At 59.4% G+C, this 15,750-nt stretch carries 14 protein-coding genes and 1 tRNA gene; 7 read left to right on the top strand and 8 right to left on the bottom strand.

Annotation, left to right across the window (positions count from 1 at the left end; genetic code table 11):
- Positions 1–77: 77 nt before the first annotated feature.
- A complete protein-coding gene (locus ACQZ60_RS04985) occupies positions 78–2,150 on the top strand; it encodes a lytic transglycosylase domain-containing protein (protein WP_448734851.1) in 2,073 nt (690 codons plus the stop codon).
- A gap of 330 nt (positions 2,151–2,480) precedes the next feature.
- Here ACQZ60_RS04985 and ACQZ60_RS04980 read toward each other — a convergent pair whose 3' ends face one another.
- Complete coding sequence (locus ACQZ60_RS04980; protein WP_448734850.1) at positions 2,481–3,545, bottom strand: porin; 1,065 nt, start codon at positions 3,543–3,545, stop codon at positions 2,481–2,483.
- 603 nt (positions 3,546–4,148) lie between these two features.
- Complete coding sequence (locus ACQZ60_RS04975; protein WP_080852405.1) at positions 4,149–5,216, bottom strand: porin; 1,068 nt, start codon at positions 5,214–5,216, stop codon at positions 4,149–4,151.
- A gap of 617 nt (positions 5,217–5,833) precedes the next feature.
- Here ACQZ60_RS04975 and ACQZ60_RS04970 point away from each other — a divergent pair.
- A complete protein-coding gene (locus ACQZ60_RS04970; RefSeq protein WP_448734849.1) occupies positions 5,834–6,358 on the top strand; it encodes a chloramphenicol phosphotransferase CPT family protein in 525 nt (174 codons plus the stop codon).
- A gap of 94 nt (positions 6,359–6,452) precedes the next feature.
- Here ACQZ60_RS04970 and ACQZ60_RS04965 read toward each other — a convergent pair.
- Positions 6,453–6,543 (bottom strand) — tRNA-Ser (locus ACQZ60_RS04965).
- A gap of 162 nt (positions 6,544–6,705) precedes the next feature.
- Between ACQZ60_RS04965 and ACQZ60_RS04960 the strand changes: the two genes are divergently transcribed.
- Positions 6,706–7,047, top strand: a complete 342-nt coding sequence (locus tag ACQZ60_RS04960; RefSeq protein WP_065654142.1) for a hypothetical protein — start codon at positions 6,706–6,708, stop codon at positions 7,045–7,047.
- Between the two features lie 89 nt (positions 7,048–7,136).
- On the top strand, positions 7,137–7,313 hold the full coding sequence (locus tag ACQZ60_RS04955) for a hypothetical protein (RefSeq protein ID WP_174038989.1): 177 nt from the start codon (positions 7,137–7,139) through the stop codon (positions 7,311–7,313).
- Position 7,314: 1 nt separating this feature from the next.
- On the opposite strand, the gene ACQZ60_RS04950 is transcribed toward ACQZ60_RS04955, so the two are convergent.
- Both ACQZ60_RS04950 and ACQZ60_RS04945 read right to left on the bottom strand, forming a co-directional pair.
- Entirely contained in the window at positions 7,315–8,115 is an 801-nt protein-coding gene (locus ACQZ60_RS04950) for an aldolase/citrate lyase family protein (RefSeq protein WP_433822480.1), read from the bottom strand.
- A gap of 7 nt (positions 8,116–8,122) precedes the next feature.
- Complete coding sequence (locus tag ACQZ60_RS04945) at positions 8,123–9,340, bottom strand: NAD(P)/FAD-dependent oxidoreductase (RefSeq protein ID WP_433822481.1); 1,218 nt, start codon at positions 9,338–9,340, stop codon at positions 8,123–8,125.
- Positions 9,341–9,647: 307 nt separating this feature from the next.
- Here ACQZ60_RS04945 and ACQZ60_RS04940 point away from each other — a divergent pair, with 307 nt between their 5' ends.
- Entirely contained in the window at positions 9,648–9,992 is a 345-nt protein-coding gene (locus ACQZ60_RS04940) for a hypothetical protein (protein WP_020809517.1), read from the top strand.
- A 155-nt stretch (positions 9,993–10,147) separates the two neighbouring features.
- On the opposite strand, the gene ACQZ60_RS04935 is transcribed toward ACQZ60_RS04940, so the two are convergent.
- Positions 10,148–11,344: a ZIP family metal transporter gene (locus ACQZ60_RS04935; RefSeq protein ID WP_448734848.1), complete on the bottom strand. Its 1,197-nt coding sequence runs from the start codon at positions 11,342–11,344 to the stop codon at positions 10,148–10,150.
- Positions 11,341–12,486, bottom strand: a complete 1,146-nt coding sequence (locus ACQZ60_RS04930; RefSeq protein ID WP_448734847.1) for a multicopper oxidase domain-containing protein — start codon at positions 12,484–12,486, stop codon at positions 11,341–11,343. The genes ACQZ60_RS04935 and ACQZ60_RS04930 overlap by 4 nt, the downstream gene beginning before the upstream one ends.
- 440 nt (positions 12,487–12,926) lie before the next feature.
- Between ACQZ60_RS04930 and ACQZ60_RS04925 the strand changes: the two genes are divergently transcribed.
- Entirely contained in the window at positions 12,927–14,039 is a 1,113-nt protein-coding gene (locus ACQZ60_RS04925; RefSeq protein ID WP_448734846.1) for a pyridoxal phosphate-dependent aminotransferase, read from the top strand.
- A gap of 410 nt (positions 14,040–14,449) precedes the next feature.
- On the opposite strand, the gene ACQZ60_RS04920 is transcribed toward ACQZ60_RS04925, so the two are convergent.
- Positions 14,450–14,713, bottom strand: coding sequence for an SEL1-like repeat protein (locus tag ACQZ60_RS04920; protein ID WP_003524109.1), 264 nt, complete (start codon positions 14,711–14,713; stop codon positions 14,450–14,452).
- A gap of 599 nt (positions 14,714–15,312) precedes the next feature.
- On the opposite strand from ACQZ60_RS04920, the gene ACQZ60_RS04915 reads away from it, so the two are divergent.
- Entirely contained in the window at positions 15,313–15,651 is a 339-nt protein-coding gene (locus ACQZ60_RS04915; protein ID WP_003524108.1) for a DUF2147 domain-containing protein, read from the top strand.
- The last annotated feature ends 99 nt before the right edge of the window (positions 15,652–15,750 follow it).

Raw genomic sequence — 15,750 nt, 5'->3', positions numbered from 1 at the left:
ACCGTTTTCGGCAATCCCGCTGCAATGAAATGATATTACAAGAAAGTCGGCAACTCCGTTACACGATGAAGAACGGCATGAAAAAGACAGTCTGGGGATTGATGGCGGCGGGCCTTGCCGCAACCGTTTGGAACGCATTGGCTGGGCCGCTGCCGGAAGGTGCGGCACCGCTTCCCTATGTCAAGCCGAATGCGCCGACCGTTCCGGCTTTCATGCCGGCCTCGCCCGAGATCACCGGCGCCATACCGCGCCTCGACCGCCCCGACGATACAAGCCAGTTGAAGGCCGGCCTCGACGCGCTCTCCAGCCGCGATGCGGCGCGGGCGATTGCGTTGCGCAACACCATGCCGACCGGCAGTCTCGACCGCCATATCCTCACCTGGGCAATCGCCGTTTCCGGCCAGAAGGACGTCGCCTCCGCCGAAATCGCCGCCGCCCAGCGCGAGCTCTCCGGCTGGCCGGGTGCCGCCACCCTGCGCGCCAATTCGGAAAAAGCGCTTTACCGAGAAGATCCGCCGGCGTCGCAGGTGCTTGCCGCCTTCGGCAATAGCCGGCCGGAGACCGCGGAAGGCAGCGTCGTGCTCGCCAAGGCGCTCGCTTCCTCCGGCAAGGGTGCGGAATCGCAAAGTCTCATTCGCCAGCTCTGGGTGAGCGAAGGCATGGACAAGGACATGGAAGACCGTGTTCTTGCCGAGTTTCCCACCTATCTGACGCCCGCCGATCATAAGGCGCGCATGGATTATCTGATGTATCGCAGCCGCATCAGCCAGGCGAAGCGTTTCGGCGATCTCGGCAAGGCACAGTCGCTTTACAATGCCTGGGCAGCCGTGCTGCAGCGATCCACTACTGCGACTGCGCTGCTCGGCAAGGTCGACGCCTCCTGGCGCAGCGACCCCGCCTATCTTTTCGCGCGGGTGGAAAACCTGCGCAACCAGCAGAAATATCCCGAAGCCGCCGTGCTTTTGCGGCAGGCGCCGAAGGAAGCGGCCAAGCTCATCAATCCGGGCGAATGGTGGAACGAGCGGCGCATCATCGCGCGCGGCGTCGCCGATCTCGGCGATTTCGCCGAGGCCTATCGCATCGTCGCCAATCATTCGGCCACCTCCGCCGTCGATACCGCCGATGCGGAATTCCATGCCGGCTGGTATGCGCTAAGAGCGCTGCGCGATCCGGCCACGGCTTCACGTCACTTCAACACGCTGCTTCAGACTTCGAACCGGCCGCTTTCGGCGTCGCGCGCCTATTATTGGCTCGGGCGGGCGGCGGAAGCGGGCGGACCGGGGGATGCCCGTGATTTCTTCACCAAAGCCGCCGCTCATCCCGGCACGTTTTATGGCCAACTCGCCGCTGCACGAATCGGCGCCAAGACGCTGAATGTCACCTATCCGAGCCCCAGCAGCGGCGACCGCGAACGTTTCGCCGGCCGCGAAGCCGTGCGCGCCATCGATCGGCTGGAAGCGGCCGGTTATGGCTGGCGGGCCGACAGCCTTTACCGGTCGCTGGCGGAACAACTCGACAGCCCCGGCGAGCTTGCCATTCTGGCGGCAAGGGCGGAGGGCAACGGCAATCATCAGGTTTCGCTGCAAATCGGCAAGACGGCTTTCAGCCGCGGCATCGATGCGGCCGCACTCGCCTATCCGCTCGGCGTCATTCCCGCCAGCGCCAATATTGCCGGCTCCGGCAAGGCGCTTGCTTACGCGATTGCCCGGCAGGAAAGCGCCTTCAACCCGGCCGCCGTCTCCGCCGCCAATGCGCGCGGCCTGCTGCAACTGCTGCCCGGAACCGCCAAGGGCGTGGCCGGACGCCATGGCCTGCCCTACACCCAGGCACGGCTGACCACCGATGCGGGCTACAACGCCACGCTCGGCGCGCATTATCTCGGCGAGCAGATCGACAGTTTCGGCGGCTCCTACATCCTCACCTTCATCGCCTATAATGCCGGGCCAAAGCGCGTGCCGGAATGGATCGCCCGCTATGGCGATCCGCGTAGCAAGCCGATCGACGAGGTGGTCGACTGGATCGAGCGCATCCCCTTCCCCGAAACCCGCAATTACGTGCAGCGGGTGATGGAGAATTATCAGGTCTACAAGACGAGGCTCGGGCAACAGGCCGATATCGTTGACGACCTGCGCCATGGGCGTGCGGGGTAAAGCCGGATTCCCCGGCTAACGAGCGGAGCATTCAAGCAACGGTCGGCGAGCGCTCCAGACCGCTGAAAAGCCTTAAGTTCCCTTGCGTCATGCTCGGGCCTGTCCCGAGCATCTGCAACATTTAGATTTCATGCGACGTGATTGGGTCACTGGGACAAGCTCAGGGATGACGGCGACGGTTTGGGCAAATTTGCCGATAAGCGAGAGGCTGGCTGGTCGATGCTTCAAAGCATACGCGGTGTCCGACGACCTACAGTCCCATCTAGTCTTCAAAAAGAAAAACCCCGGCATTTCTGCCGGGGTCTCCATCACTGACAATGTCAGATCAGATTAGAACGAACGCTGAAGGCGAACGAAACCAGTCCACTGGTCGCCAGCACCGTTGTCAACACCTTCGGTGCCGTCAACGTCCTGGTAGTTAACAGCAACCTTGGTAGCAAGGCCCTGCGTGATCTGGTAGTCGAACGTTACGCCAGCGCGCCATGCGTCGCGGTCGCCGGTGAAGTCGTTGTCAGCACCGATGTCAACCGTACCGAAGTACTGAGCGCCGGGGGTGATGGTCAGCTTGTCAGTTGCCTTGATTGCGTATTCAGCAGCAACCGTCCACTCAGACTCTTCGTAGTAAGAGTTTGCGCCGGAAGCCCATGCGCCGGAGAGACCGAACGTGCCCGGGCCGATGTCAGCCGTTACGATTGCACGGAGTGCACCGTTTTCCTGGTCGGTGTCGTAGGAGCCGAGCAGGTTCGCGCTGATCGCGCCGAACTTCGCACCGATGATACCGCTGATACCAACGTTGTTCTGGCCTTCGATGAAGCCGCCCTTGGCAATGCCGAGGTTCGAAACGTCGTCAAGCGGGGTTTCCAGCTCTTCAACCGAGATACCTGCATAGAAGGAACCGGCATCGTAGGTGTAACGCAGAGCGTTTGCACGGGTGGAGTTCGAAGACAGGATGTCGGTTTCGCCGGAGAGATCGTCATCCCACCAGGTGTACATGTAACCGACCTTCAGGCCGCCGAGTTCGATGAAAGCCTGGTCGACGTTGACGCCACGGTTGCTGTCATTGTCAGCTTCGCCACGGAAACCGATGAAGCCGCGCAGAGCGCCGAGCTCGGTGTCGGTACGGGTGTCAATCTCGAACTGAGCGCGCGTGAACGAATCCCAGTCAGACGTGCCGGATTCGTTACGACCGAAGTCGGTCTGGAAACGGATGTAACCGCCGAACTTCAGGCAGGTTTCGGTGCCGGGGATGTAGAAGAAGCCGGTGCCGAAAGCGTCGCAAACGCGAACGTATTCCAGGGGCTCGGGCTCGGCAGCGACGATAGCGTCAGCGGCCTGTGCGCCGGATACTGCTGCGAGAGCGGCAGCGGAGCCGATGAGAAGGCTCTTGATGTTCATGGTTGACCTCCAGTCAAACGCTTAATCTTCTAAGCAGCGGGTGGGAAAGCACTTCAGAAATGCGTGCCGCTTATGAAGCTGATTAGAGCCAAAACCGGTCGCTCAGGCAATCGTAATCATGACAGAAGGAAGACAGTAAGGTGTCCTTAGTTTTTCATTGTTGCGAAATAGCTACAATTCTAACGTACGGGACCCCATTCGTTAAAAAATGATTAATAACTCATGCTTTTCAGTCACTTAACCAGAGATTCGAAAAATCCGCTTTGAGAAAACCTACGAGATCACCTGAATCTGGACACGATCAGGCCACTGGAAATTGTTCAAAAGACGATTGCAATGTGCAGATGGCCCTACTTCTGCAAGAAAAAACTGACCGAAAAGCAAAAGCCCACAGCTTCGGATTCTTTAACCGACTCAAGGATCCCGATACCGAGCGAATCAATGGCGTGCGCTAGCGATCTGTTCCGAGGATAAAGCTGCAGAAAATCGGAACGCCGCCACGATTTCGCCACCCGCCGCGATGTCCACCCTATCAAGATGCCATTCAAACAAAAAGCCCGGCTCAAGAGCCGGGCTTTCCATCACTGACAATGTCAGATCAGATTAGAACGTGCGCTGAAGGCGAACGAAACCAACCCAGCTGTCGCCAGCGCCGGTGTCAACACCTTCGGTGCCGTCAACGTCCTGGTAGTTAACCGAAACGAGCGTGGAGAGGCCCTGGGTGATCTTGTATCCAACAGCTACACCAGCGCGCCATGCATCGCGGTCGCCAACCCAGTCGTTATCAGCGCCGAGGTCGATCGTGTTGAAGTACTGGAAGCCGGGGGTGATGGTCAGCTTGTCGGTTGCCTTGATTGCGTATTCAGCAGCAACCGTCCATTCGGACTCTTCGTAGTAGCGGTTTGCGCCAGAAGCCCAAACGCCGGAGAGACCAAGCGTACCCGGGCCGATGTCGGCCGTGACGATAGCGCGGATTGCGCCTTCTTCAGCGTCGGTGTCGTAGCCACCGAGCAGGTTAGCGTTTACGCCACCGAACTTGGCGCCAACGATAGCGGAGATACCAACGTTGTTAGCACGTTCGAACGAACCGCCCTTTACGAAGTCTGCGGAGATGTTGGAGTCGCCACGAGCAGCTTCCAGCTCTTCAACAGCAGCGCCGACGTAGAACGAGCCAGCGTCGTAGGTGTAACGGATAGCGTTCAGACGGGTCTGGTTCGAAGCAAGGCTGTCGACTTCGCCGGAGAGACCATCATCCCACCAGTTGTAGTAGTAACCGACCTTCAGGCCGCCGAGTTCGATGAAAGCCTGGTCAACAACAACGCCACGGTTGCTGTCGTTGTCGGCCTGGCCGCGGAAGCCGATGTAACCGCGCAGAGCGCCGAGCTCGGTGTCGGTACGGGTGTCGATGTTGAACTGAGCGCGCGTGAAGGAATCCCAGTCAGACGTGCCGGACTTGTTGCGGCCGAAGTCAGTCTGGAAACGGATGTAACCGTCGAACTTCAGGCAGGTTTCGGTGCCGGGGATGTAGAAGAAGCCGGTGCCGAAAGCGTCGCAAACGCGAACGTATTCCAGGGGCTCGGGCTCAGCAGCGACGATAGCGTCGGCAGCGTGAGCGCCGGATACTGCTGCGAGAGCCGCAGCGGAGCCGATCAGAAGGCTCTTGATGTTCATGGTTGACCTCCAGTCAAAGTTTTTAAGTGGGTCTGGGTACTTTCGCTGAAGGACAGCATTCCCTGCCCCATTCCCGTGTTCTTAGAAGCCAAACGATCCACCGCCTCGCTTCTGGTGGTGAAAATACAAAAGGTTTCGCCGCTTGCAATCGCCAACATCCGATAAATAGCATTTACGTATATGCTTCATTTCGGTTTGTTGCGGAAACAACACACAGTGCGCAGCCGGCCCGCAGCCGGCTTTACCATGCGTTAAGAAATTGCTTGAAAATCCGTTAGTTAGCGAGGTTAACAAGGTCTTTCTAAACTACCGGCTTTTTCGGCGAAACCTTGCCTCGCCGGGCAAGGATGATGGAAACTTTTGCTTCGTTCCCGCCTGCATCTGTCGTGCCCCTACAGCGCCTATGAAGAAACAGCGGAAAAAACCATGCCTTTTGCCAACGATTCCTCGCGCAACGATTCGAAGGGCCTCCTCCAGACTGGTTACGGCACCGACATACCGCCACCAATCCGTATCGACCGGAGACTTGATTGACGACGCGACATCGCGCTTGAAACACTATCCTTTAATATCGATTCACGAGTGCCAATTCGAAACAGACGGAAGAACAGATCGACATGCGGAATGGTCGTATTATTTTATTGAACGGCACCTCGAGTGCCGGCAAATCGACACTCGCCAAGGCGCTCAGGTCGGCGCTGACGGAACCCTTTTGTTATTACGCGTCTGATCAGCTTGCCGATGGCGGCTTTCGCACCATCAAACAAAAAACGCCGCATACCGGCCTGAGCAATGAGCGCGCCAGGTTCTTTGACGGTTTTCACCGCTCCATCGTGTCCTTTGCCGAAGCTGGAAACGATATTGTCGTCGAGCACATCGTTGAAGAGGCAGGCTGGGCACGGCAATTGCGGGCGTTGTTCGTGCATCTGGACACGTTCTGGGTCGGCGTGCACGCTCCCCTCGCGGAGATGGAACGACGCGAGCGGGAACGCGGGGACAGGACAATCGGGGAAGCGCGGTATCATCTGAAAACACATGATTACTGCCGGTACGACATCGAAGTCGACACCACCGAGCCTCTTCATTCGCTCGTTTCTTCCATAATCGAGACCTGGCGGGCGCGACCATCCGCGACTTCATAGTTCCGCGGCTGCGCGTATTCACCAAGACGCGTGCGGTTGTGATCTGGAACTGGAGGAATCTGTTGGGCTGGAATTTTCCGGTCTTTTGCCGAAGTGGCGGAGAGGATGGGATTCGAACCCACGATACGCTTTTGACGTATACTCCCTTAGCAGGGGAGCGCCTTCGACCACTCGGCCACCTCTCCGGTGCGGCCTGATTATTGCGTAAAAAAAATGATTGCAAGGCTTTTTCGCCAAGAAGCACAAAAACCTGTTGGCTGAATATCCTCCTGCGAAACTTTGCGGGCCTTTAGGGAACTTCTTGCAGGCCGGCACGTTCTGCCTTCGGTAACAAAAGAGGTGTTCTAATGGCTCAGACCAAACTGAATGTTGTCGAAGACACGATCGAAAACCAGATTGCGGAGTTGCGTTCGCAGATCTCGTCCCTCTCCAAATCGGTATCCGCCCGCGCGGAAGGTGTGAGCGAGGATGCGTCCGAATTTCTGGATGAGGCGCGCGGACGCGTTCGCAAGGCCGCGCATAATGTCCGCGCCCAGGGCCAGAATGTCGTGGAAGCCGTCAAGGAAAATCCCGGCACGGCGACTTCCCTGCTGACGATCGTTGGCGCACTCGGTTTTGCCATCGGTTATGCAGTTGGCGCGAGCACGCAGCAGAACTCGTCGAACAGCAGCCTTTATCGCTGGCGCTGATCGCGTGACCGAATTAAAATTGAGGCAAGGCGGGTCTATCCTGCCTTGCCTTTTCTTACTGGTTGGAAATGTGATGAATGGGGGCGGATATGCAATTCACCGACGATCTTGAAGCAGCTTTGTCGGATTTTGCGAGGGATCACGGCGTCGACAGGGATGAGGCCATCCAGCGCATCATTCGCGCCGCCCTTATCAATAGCGGTTATCTCGCCTCCGGCGAAGAAGGCATTCCGCCGGAAAAGCTGAACGCCAGCAACGACGACTGAATTAATAGCCAGACCGTGATGGTGCGGGCGCTGCTCCGCCCTTGTAACGGGCCGAGAGCGCACGCAGGGTACTGGCGAATTCCGTCACATCCGCGCCGACTGCCACGAAGGACGCGCCGAGTTCAAGATAGCGGCGATTATAGGTTTCGTTGAAGGTGAGAATGCCGGCGGCCTTGCCCGCCTTGACGATCTTGACGATGGCCGCCTCGATCACCGCCTGCACTTCCGGCTCATCTATCCTGCCGAGATAGCCCATATCGGCGGCCAGATCCGCAGGGCCGATGAAGACGCCGTCCACGCCCTCCACCGCAAGAATATTGTCGAGATCGTTGATCGCCGCGCGCGTTTCGGCCTGCACCAGCAGGCAGACGCTGTCCGAGGCGCTGTCGGCATAGTCGGTTATCGTGTTGAAGGCGGAAGCGCGGGCAACGGCAGCACCCATGCCGCGAATGCCGCGCGGCGGATAATGCATGGCGCTGACCAGATCCTTCGCCTGGGTTGCCGAATCGACCATCGGCACCAGAAGCGTGCGCGCACCCGCATCCAGAAGCTGCTTGATCATCCAGCTTTCGCCGACCGGCACGCGCACCACCGGTTCGGCAGACGCTGTGGCAAGGGCGCGCAGCTGGTCGATGATGCTGCGCAGATCGTTCGGCCCATGCTCGCCGTCGATCACCAGCCAGTCGAACCCCGCCGTACCGGCGATTTCCGCGGTGATGGCCTCGCCCATATCCAGCCAGAGGCCGATCTGCGGCTTGCCGGCATGGATGGCGGTTTTAAAACGGTTTTCGGGAGCAGGCATGATTTCCTCAGGAAAGCAGTAATTTCAGATCGGCGGAAGCATCCGCCAGGATGGCGCGATCCGGCTCCGCGCCGGTATCGAGCAATTTCTTGCCCGCGACATAGGCCTTGGCATCGTTGACGGCATCCACCGCCACGAATCGCCCATCGCGGAAATACCAGACGGACCAGCTGCCCTCACGCGCGCCCTGCCTCAGCATCGTCTCGTCATAACCAAGGTTGAAGCCGGCGATCTGCAGCTTGGCGTCATATTGATCCGACCAGAACCATGGCTTCGGATCATAGGCGGCTTCAGCCCCGGTAAGCACGGCAGCGGCCGCCTCGGCCTGATCGACTGCGTTCTGTACCGATTCGAGACGCACATGCTGGCCGCGCCACGGCAGCAGCGCGCAATCGCCCACCGCATGAATGGCGTTGTCGGAGGTGCGGGTATGGTTATCCACCACGATGCCATTGCCGACATCAAGGCCCGATTCGCGGGCGAGGCGATCATTCGGTGTTACGCCGATGCCGACAATCACAAAGTCCACATCCAGCGTTGAGCCGTCGGAGAGTTCGGCGGCGGCCACCCGGCCGTCCATGCCGACAAGGCGCACAAGGCCGGTCTTTTCGCGAATGGAAACGCCGTGGGCCTGGTGGATGCCGCGCATGATATCGGCGGTTTCCTTCGCCGCCACACGCTGGAGAATGCGGTCGGCCATTTCGATCAAGGTCACTTCGAGGCCGAGCTTGCGCGCGACGGCCGCTGCTTCGAGACCGATATAACCGCCGCCGATCACCAGCAGCCTGCGGCCGGGTTTCATCTCCTCCATGAGACGGTCGGCATCACGCTTGTCGCGAACGGTCAGGACGCCTTCCAGATCGCCGCCGATACTGGCGGGCAGCAGGCGGGGAGCAGCCCCGGTCGCCAGCACCAGCCTGTCATAGGAAAGCGTGCTGCCGTCCTGCATGCGCAGGAATTTGGCGGCGCGGTCTATCTCCTCGACCCAGGTGGAAAGCCGGATATCGACATTGTTCTCCGCGTACCATTCCTCCGGCCGGAACATCAGCCGGTCGAAGCTCATCTCGCCGAGGAGGTATTTTTTGGAGAGCGGCGGCCGCTGGTAAGGATAGGCATCCTCGGAACCGACGATGGTGATGGGGCGCTCATCCTTCAGCGCCCGAAGCTTCGACGCCAGCGCGAAAGCGGCCTGCCCCGCCCCGACGATTACCAGCCTTCCCGTCACAGTCCACTCCCAGAAGAATCACGAAACGCCGGTCCTGCCGGGCCGCGCGATGCGATATTACAAGGTTCAGGCGTAACGCCAAGTACGGCCCCAGTCAACACCAGCCCCGTGCAAGCGTGACGCAGTATCAGCACAGGCTGCAACCGTATGGGACCGAGCGCATTTCCATAGCGGAAACATCGGCCTCCGAAGGGAAGATTGGTCGAGATCGAGACACAGAACAGACAATTGCGCGGATTTCCTTCATGCCCTGGCAAGGAAGCGGCGTTAAAATCGGCATCAAAAAGAGGCAATCCGGGAGGTTGTCATGGCTTTGCATATGGATCCCCGTCAGAACGTCCCCCAGGACGAAATGTACGAGAAATTTCAGATCGACCGGCCCGGCAAGATCACCTTCATCGGGCATCATCTCAGCGCCAAGGACACCATGCGCTGCCTGGTGCGGACTATTTCCCTTTACGGCGCGGAACTGGATGTCAGTCCCGATCTGGAAATGCCGGCCAATTTCTATCTGGAAATTCTCGGTATCCGCGATGAGATCGGCTGCACGCTGATCCGCCGCGAAGAGGAAAAAGTGACGATCGGCTTCAATATGCTGATCGATGCGGAGTTCCTGCACCATGTGCGACGCCTGAGCTTCGAGACATCATGATGACCGCCGCAAAAGCGCGGCTCACGGAATAGGCATGCGAAGCGGCGGGACCGCCACCTCGCCGCAGCTGATAGATTAGGCATCCAAATCTGCCGCCCCGTTCTTCCGGCTCACCGCATCGCAGGCGGAGATCGAGAATATCGGGGCGGCCGTCATCATATCTTCACGACCGCCGCCGTGACGTACATAAACATTATTCCCGCTCCGAGGCCGCCGAGGACCGCCGGAGACAGGGAGAGAGAAACGAAGTTGCGGGCGTTGCTGCGGACCATATAGGCCGAGACCTCGACAATGACCTGCAGGATGGCTCCGGCCCCGATGGCGAGCGCGAAAGCCGTCCATTGCGGTGCATAAGCGAGACTGCCGAGCCACATGCCAAGCACCGCCGGGCCGCCGGCCAGAAGGGTAAGCCCGGCGAAAATCCACAATGACGGCCGTTTTTTGAGGATCGGCGCGGCGATGCCGATACCCTCGGTAATGTTGTGGATCGCAAAGCCCAGGACCAGAAACGCACCGAGCCCCGCCGAGCCCGCCGCAAAGGCAGCGCCGATAGCCAGCCCTTCACCGAAATTATGCAGGCCGATGCCAAGCGCGATGTAAGTCGCGAGCGCAAGCCCGGTCGGCGTGCCATGCCGGCGACCGACCGCCATCAGGATCAGGAAGGCGGCAAAGGCGCCGAGCACGACCATCACCCGGCCCTGAAACAGCGCCGCCGTTTCGCCGGCGATTTCCAGCGCCTCTTCCGTCATGTCGATGAGAAGATAAAGCAGCAGGCCGATTGTCAGCGCCAGCAGGAAATTCATGCCGCCCTGGTCGACATTGCGCAAAGCGGGATAGAACATCAGGCCGATGGCGACGGGAACGACGCCGACGATGATGCCGACCAGCGCCTGAATCCAGAGTTGTCCGGATGTCGCGGTGGGCGTCGGCACCGCCACGGCGATCTCGTGGTCGAAGCTCGCACCGGTGTTGGTGACCACGGTGACGGCGTGGGTATCGGCGAGATTCCACGGAAAATCGATATTGAGCCAGACGGACGACCCCCTCGCAATTTCACCTGGAGGCGATTGCGTGAACGTCCAGTAGGCCGCATCCACCTGTACCTGTGCTATCGTCATCGGCTCCGAACCGCCAGCCCGGACCAGCAATTGCAGGCCCCTGTCGTTGAGGATGGTGCGCTCGAAGGTGAGGTTCTCGACGGGCGGCGCGCCGTTGTCGAGCCGCCCGAGCGGGTCGGCGGCGAAAATCCAGGCGATGGCGGCGGCCAGCGCCAGAAGCGGCAGGACGATCCAGACGAGCGTGAGGCCGGAGCGGGCGGGCGCGGATGTTTTCTTCGTTTCCATGACATTCATGACAGCGACTCCACGACGTCGAACATGCCCATCCAGCCAAGTTCGGTGAACTCCGTCTGATGGGGGTGGAACATATAAAGTCCGGGCTCGTGCTCGGCGAAGCTGAATTCCAGAATGCCGCGCTCCGCCTGGCACTGGGTGATGAGGTCGACGGTCTGCAATGTCGGCGTCAGCGTCGTTCCCTGATTGAAATAATTGAAGAAATTCGCATGGAGATGGAAGGAATTGATCGGATCGAATTCCAGCACGTTGACGAGATAGATGCGCACCGGCTTCGAGCGGAGAATTTTGATCGGCTTCTTGGCGAAGGCGTGTGCGACCGTATTGACGGCGTAGAACTCGTTCTCCTCGTCGAAATTGGTGTCGAATGCGTTCGATACCATCACCATTTCCTGCCAGCCCGCATTTTCCGGCGTGCCGAGCAGGCGCGAGCGGGCGACCTCGGCGTGCTCGGGATGCCGGTCTGGATCCGGATCGATGATGAAGGCGCCATACATGCCCTTGTGCATGTGCCGGCGCAGCGGCACGTTGTGGCAATGATAGAGGTGGCAGCCGAAGGGCCTGGCGTCGAATTCGTAGGTGAATTCACCGCCCGGATCGACCATGCCCGGCGTGCCGGGAATGCCGTCCATCCTTGCTGAATGAATGCCGTGGAAGTGAAGGGAATGCGGGTGGGAACCGTAATTCCTGAAATTCACCCGGATACGGTCACCTTCCCTGGCGCGCAGGGTCGGTCCCGGCACGCGGCCATTGTAAGTCCAGGCCGGAAACATGACACCGGGTGCAATCTCGATATCCTTGTCCTCGGCGGTAATCTCGAAGGTGCGAAGGGTGCGCCCGTCTACGGTGCGCTCCACCGTGCCGGTTTCCCAATCCGTCAGCATGTCGTGGGGGTCGAAACCGTTGGTTTGCGGATCGACCTCGCCGACCGTCATCATCGAACCATGCGCGCCGTGGGCTTTCGCCGCGCTATCGGCCGGAGCCGAGCCCGGCGCTGTCGCCCCGTGAGCTGAATGCGCGGTCTGGCCGGAGGCGCTGGTGGCCAGAAGCGCCCCTCCTCCCGCAGCCACGAGCCCGCCGGCGAGCAACCCTCTGCGGCTGACCAGTTCACCCGTCAATCGCGTCGGTGACGTCTTCTCCATTTGCGACTTTCTTTCCATTTTCATCTCTTGCGGCGGCTGTTTGTCGTGAGAACTATCGATTTCATTTGCATTTTTGCAATTAAGAATCATTTGCAATAAAAATAACTATACTCGCCAGCTTATCTATATTCTGCAATTAGGAATTAATTGCAACAAGCATTTGACGAATGGATGCAACATTGCGGCAATCCATTGCTTTGCCGTCTGCGGAGCCCAGCCTGGGAGGTCGATTTTCAACCGAGATCGTCAAAACCGGGACGTCGCGCCGTGGAGCTAAGCCCCACTGGGACAGCATTTCCAGCCGCCCATCGCGCCTGTGGACCGGGCATGAGCGTAAATTCCGGCAGGAAGGGGTTTCCAAACCGTCGGAAATCTGACCCATTGTGGCGAATTGAGCTTTGCTCATAACGAGACTTTCCAACTGCATATCGGATCAAACAATGTCAGCCTTTTCCCGCCTCACGCCGCTTGCCGCCTCGCTTCCCTCAACCGTTCCCTTCGTCGGCCCCGAAGCCATCGAGCGCAACCGCGGCCTGAAGGTTGAAGCGCGTATCGGCGCCAATGAGAGCGGCTTCGGCCCCGCCCCTTCCGTGCTTCTGGCCATGCGCAATGCGGCGGCGGAGACATGGATGTACAGCGATCCGGAAAATTACGAGCTGAAGGAAGCGCTCGCCATCCACCATGGCGTTGCACGCGGCAATATCGCCATCGGCAGCGGCGTCGATGGGCTGCTGGGTGAGATCGCGCGGCTGATCGTTGAGCCGGGCACGCCTGTCGTCACCTCTTTTGGCGGCTACCCCACCTTCAATTACCATGTGAACGGTTTTGGCGGGAAACTCGTGACCACACCCTATGTCGACGATCACGAAGACCTTGACGGGCTTCTCGATCTCGTCATCCGGGAAAATGCGCCGCTCGTTTATTTCGCCAATCCCGACAATCCGATGGGAAGCTGGTGGGAAGCGAGCGAAGTCGTCGCCTTTGCCCGCGCATTGCCGGAGACCTGCCTGCTCATTCTGGATGAGGCCTATTGCGAAACCGCGCCGGCCAGCGCCGTGCCGGCCATCGACGCGCTGATCGGCCAGCCGAACATTCTGCGCATGCGCACCTTCTCGAAAGCCTATGGGCTGGCGGGTGCGCGCGTGGGTTACGCCATCGGCACGCTCGGCAATGTCGAAGCCTTCGACAAGATCCGCAACCATTTCGGCATGGCGCGCATTTCGGTCGCCGGCGCTTTGGCGGCGCTGAAGGATCAGGCCTATCTGCATGAAGTCGTTGGTAAAATTTCTGACGCCCGTGAGCGCATTTCGGCAATCGCGCGCAATAACGGCCTTTCACCGCTCCCCTCCGCCACCAATTTCGTCACCATCGATTGCCATCGCGACGGGGCTTATGCCCGCGCCATTGTCGATGGGCTGATGGAACACGGCGTCTTCATCCGCATGCCGGGCGTCGCGCCGCTCAACCGCTGCATTCGCGTGAGCGTGGGGCCGGGTGACAAGCTCGACCTTTTCGAGCAGGCATTGCCGAAGGTCCTCAAGGCTATCGGGTAAGCTCCTACGTCTCCTCATTCCTGTGCTTGTCACAGGAATCCAGCCGACGCGCGTCTGCGCGGCGAGAGGACTCTTCTCAGCCCAAGGACTTGGGCTGGCTGGATCCCTGTGACAAGCACAGGGATGAGGGTGTCGGGCGAGTCGGCATATGATCCGATACCGCGCGTTGCACGCATCGATTCAACATCCACCCGCAAACCCCTGCCCGCGAATCGTTTTCCGGCGAAGAGACATCGCCAAACATAAGAAAACCGCGCCGGCCTTGTTCCTGCCGGTCGCGGTTTGATGTGTCAGCGCAAAAGCCCTTTTCAAAGCCCTCGCCGCGTTCCCCTTCGGGTTTACTTTCCTTTGCGCCGGTCATCGGGACTGGAGGGAACCGGACCGGAAATCTCAATAAAGGCTTGGGTCGATCAGTGCATCGTCATCCAGTCGCGGGCGGCGCGCAGCGCTTCGGCCAGTTCCGATTTCGTCATGTTGCGGGCGAGATCGGCGCGCAGCGAAGCGGCTCTTTCCGATCCGCGGATCGCGGCGATGTTGAGCCATTTATGGGCGGCGATCAGGTCCACCTTGCAGCCCCGGCCGGTCGCATAGACCAGGCCGAGATTGCAAAGAGTGTCGGCGCGGGTTTCGCCACCGGCAGCCATTTCGATATCGCGAATTTCAAAGCGTGCCATTGTTTTAATCCCTGTCCTTCTGCCTGTTTCATCATTCGCCTTCTTGTCGAGGCCATCGTCCGGACCTGCCGTCTTTTGCGGCTTTTTTGTCCTTTCGTCCGGCAGGTTTTCCCTGCGCTTTTGATGAGTTCACTATGCCACGGGGCCTTCAACGGTCGCTTAAAAGGCATGATTAATGCGCCGCAAACAAACTGCAAACGATTGGTAAAATTGGGTTTTCGTTAAATATCACGAGCCGCGGAAATTAAGGACTTTGCGGCGAATTTTACGAAAAGTTTAGAATTGGATTTAAACCCTTCCTTCACCACGATCAAAACAGCGATTTTCGAATTCTCCCTCTTTCGCTCCTCCCGCTGCTGCAAATGCCGCGCCGGGGCCGCAAATTTCTGTTTCCTTTTACGTGAACGTCAAATACTATCCGCCCTGCCCGTCATGAGGATGAAACGGGCACAGGATAGCGCGGTGCAAGGAGCAATCGTTGCGCCGCAGGCGGCTTGGGCCAGAGATGGCGCATTCGCCCGCCAAAAGGGTTTGATCTGCGCATCGCGTCTTTGGGCCGCCGGCTCGAGAAAGCCTGCGCGAATTTCGGGAGGAATTTTATGAAGCGTATAATGACGATTGCCGCCGCCCTCATGCTGAGCGGCAACCTTGCCTTCGCCGCCGAGGCAATCGAAGGCAACTGGAAGACCGCCAGTGGCGAAACCGCCGTGATCGGCCCCTGCGGCGGTGCCTTCTGCGTGACGCTGAAGACCGGCAAACACGCCGGAAAACAGATCGGCAAGCTTTCCGGCAAGGGAAACAGCTATTCGGGTGAAATCACCGATCCCGCCAATGACAAGACCTATAGCGGCTCCGGCACCGTTTCCGGCAACTCGCTGAGCATGAAGGGCTGCGTACTGAAGGTTCTGTGCAAATCACAGACCTGGACGCGGCTTTAATCGACAGGGCGGCGGGCGGGCTTCTGTCCTGCCGCCTGCGGTCCCGCACCTGACGGCACGGTGCGCTGCCAAGGATTGCCTCCGAGACTGCGGGCGCAC

The organism is Agrobacterium sp. 22-223-1 (genome assembly GCF_053522385.1).
This window is presented reverse-complemented; position numbering and strand designations above follow the sequence as displayed.

Excerpts from the sequence above, each read along its gene's own strand:
- ACQZ60_RS04980 (WP_448734850.1), bottom strand. The coding sequence starts at position 3,545 with ATGAACATCAAGAGCCTTCTCATCGGCTCCGCTGCCGCTCTCGCAGCA.
- ACQZ60_RS04935 (WP_448734848.1), bottom strand. The coding sequence starts at position 11,344 with ATGAATGTCATGGAAACGAAGAAAACATCCGCGCCCGCCCGCTCCGGC.
- ACQZ60_RS04975 (WP_080852405.1), bottom strand. The coding sequence starts at position 5,216 with ATGAACATCAAGAGCCTTCTGATCGGCTCCGCTGCGGCTCTCGCAGCA.
- ACQZ60_RS04930 (WP_448734847.1), bottom strand. The coding sequence starts at position 12,486 with ATGGAGAAGACGTCACCGACGCGATTGACGGGTGAACTGGTCAGCCGC.
- ACQZ60_RS04940 (WP_020809517.1), top strand. The coding sequence starts at position 9,648 with ATGGCTTTGCATATGGATCCCCGTCAGAACGTCCCCCAGGACGAAATG.
- ACQZ60_RS04985 (WP_448734851.1), top strand. The coding sequence starts at position 78 with ATGAAAAAGACAGTCTGGGGATTGATGGCGGCGGGCCTTGCCGCAACC.
- ACQZ60_RS04920 (WP_003524109.1), bottom strand. The coding sequence starts at position 14,713 with ATGGCACGCTTTGAAATTCGCGATATCGAAATGGCTGCCGGTGGCGAA.
- ACQZ60_RS04960 (WP_065654142.1), top strand. The coding sequence starts at position 6,706 with ATGGCTCAGACCAAACTGAATGTTGTCGAAGACACGATCGAAAACCAG.
- ACQZ60_RS04925 (WP_448734846.1), top strand. The coding sequence starts at position 12,927 with ATGTCAGCCTTTTCCCGCCTCACGCCGCTTGCCGCCTCGCTTCCCTCA.
- ACQZ60_RS04970 (WP_448734849.1), top strand. The coding sequence starts at position 5,834 with ATGCGGAATGGTCGTATTATTTTATTGAACGGCACCTCGAGTGCCGGC.
- ACQZ60_RS04950 (WP_433822480.1), bottom strand. The coding sequence starts at position 8,115 with ATGCCTGCTCCCGAAAACCGTTTTAAAACCGCCATCCATGCCGGCAAG.
- ACQZ60_RS04915 (WP_003524108.1), top strand. The coding sequence starts at position 15,313 with ATGAAGCGTATAATGACGATTGCCGCCGCCCTCATGCTGAGCGGCAAC.
- ACQZ60_RS04955 (WP_174038989.1), top strand. The coding sequence starts at position 7,137 with ATGCAATTCACCGACGATCTTGAAGCAGCTTTGTCGGATTTTGCGAGG.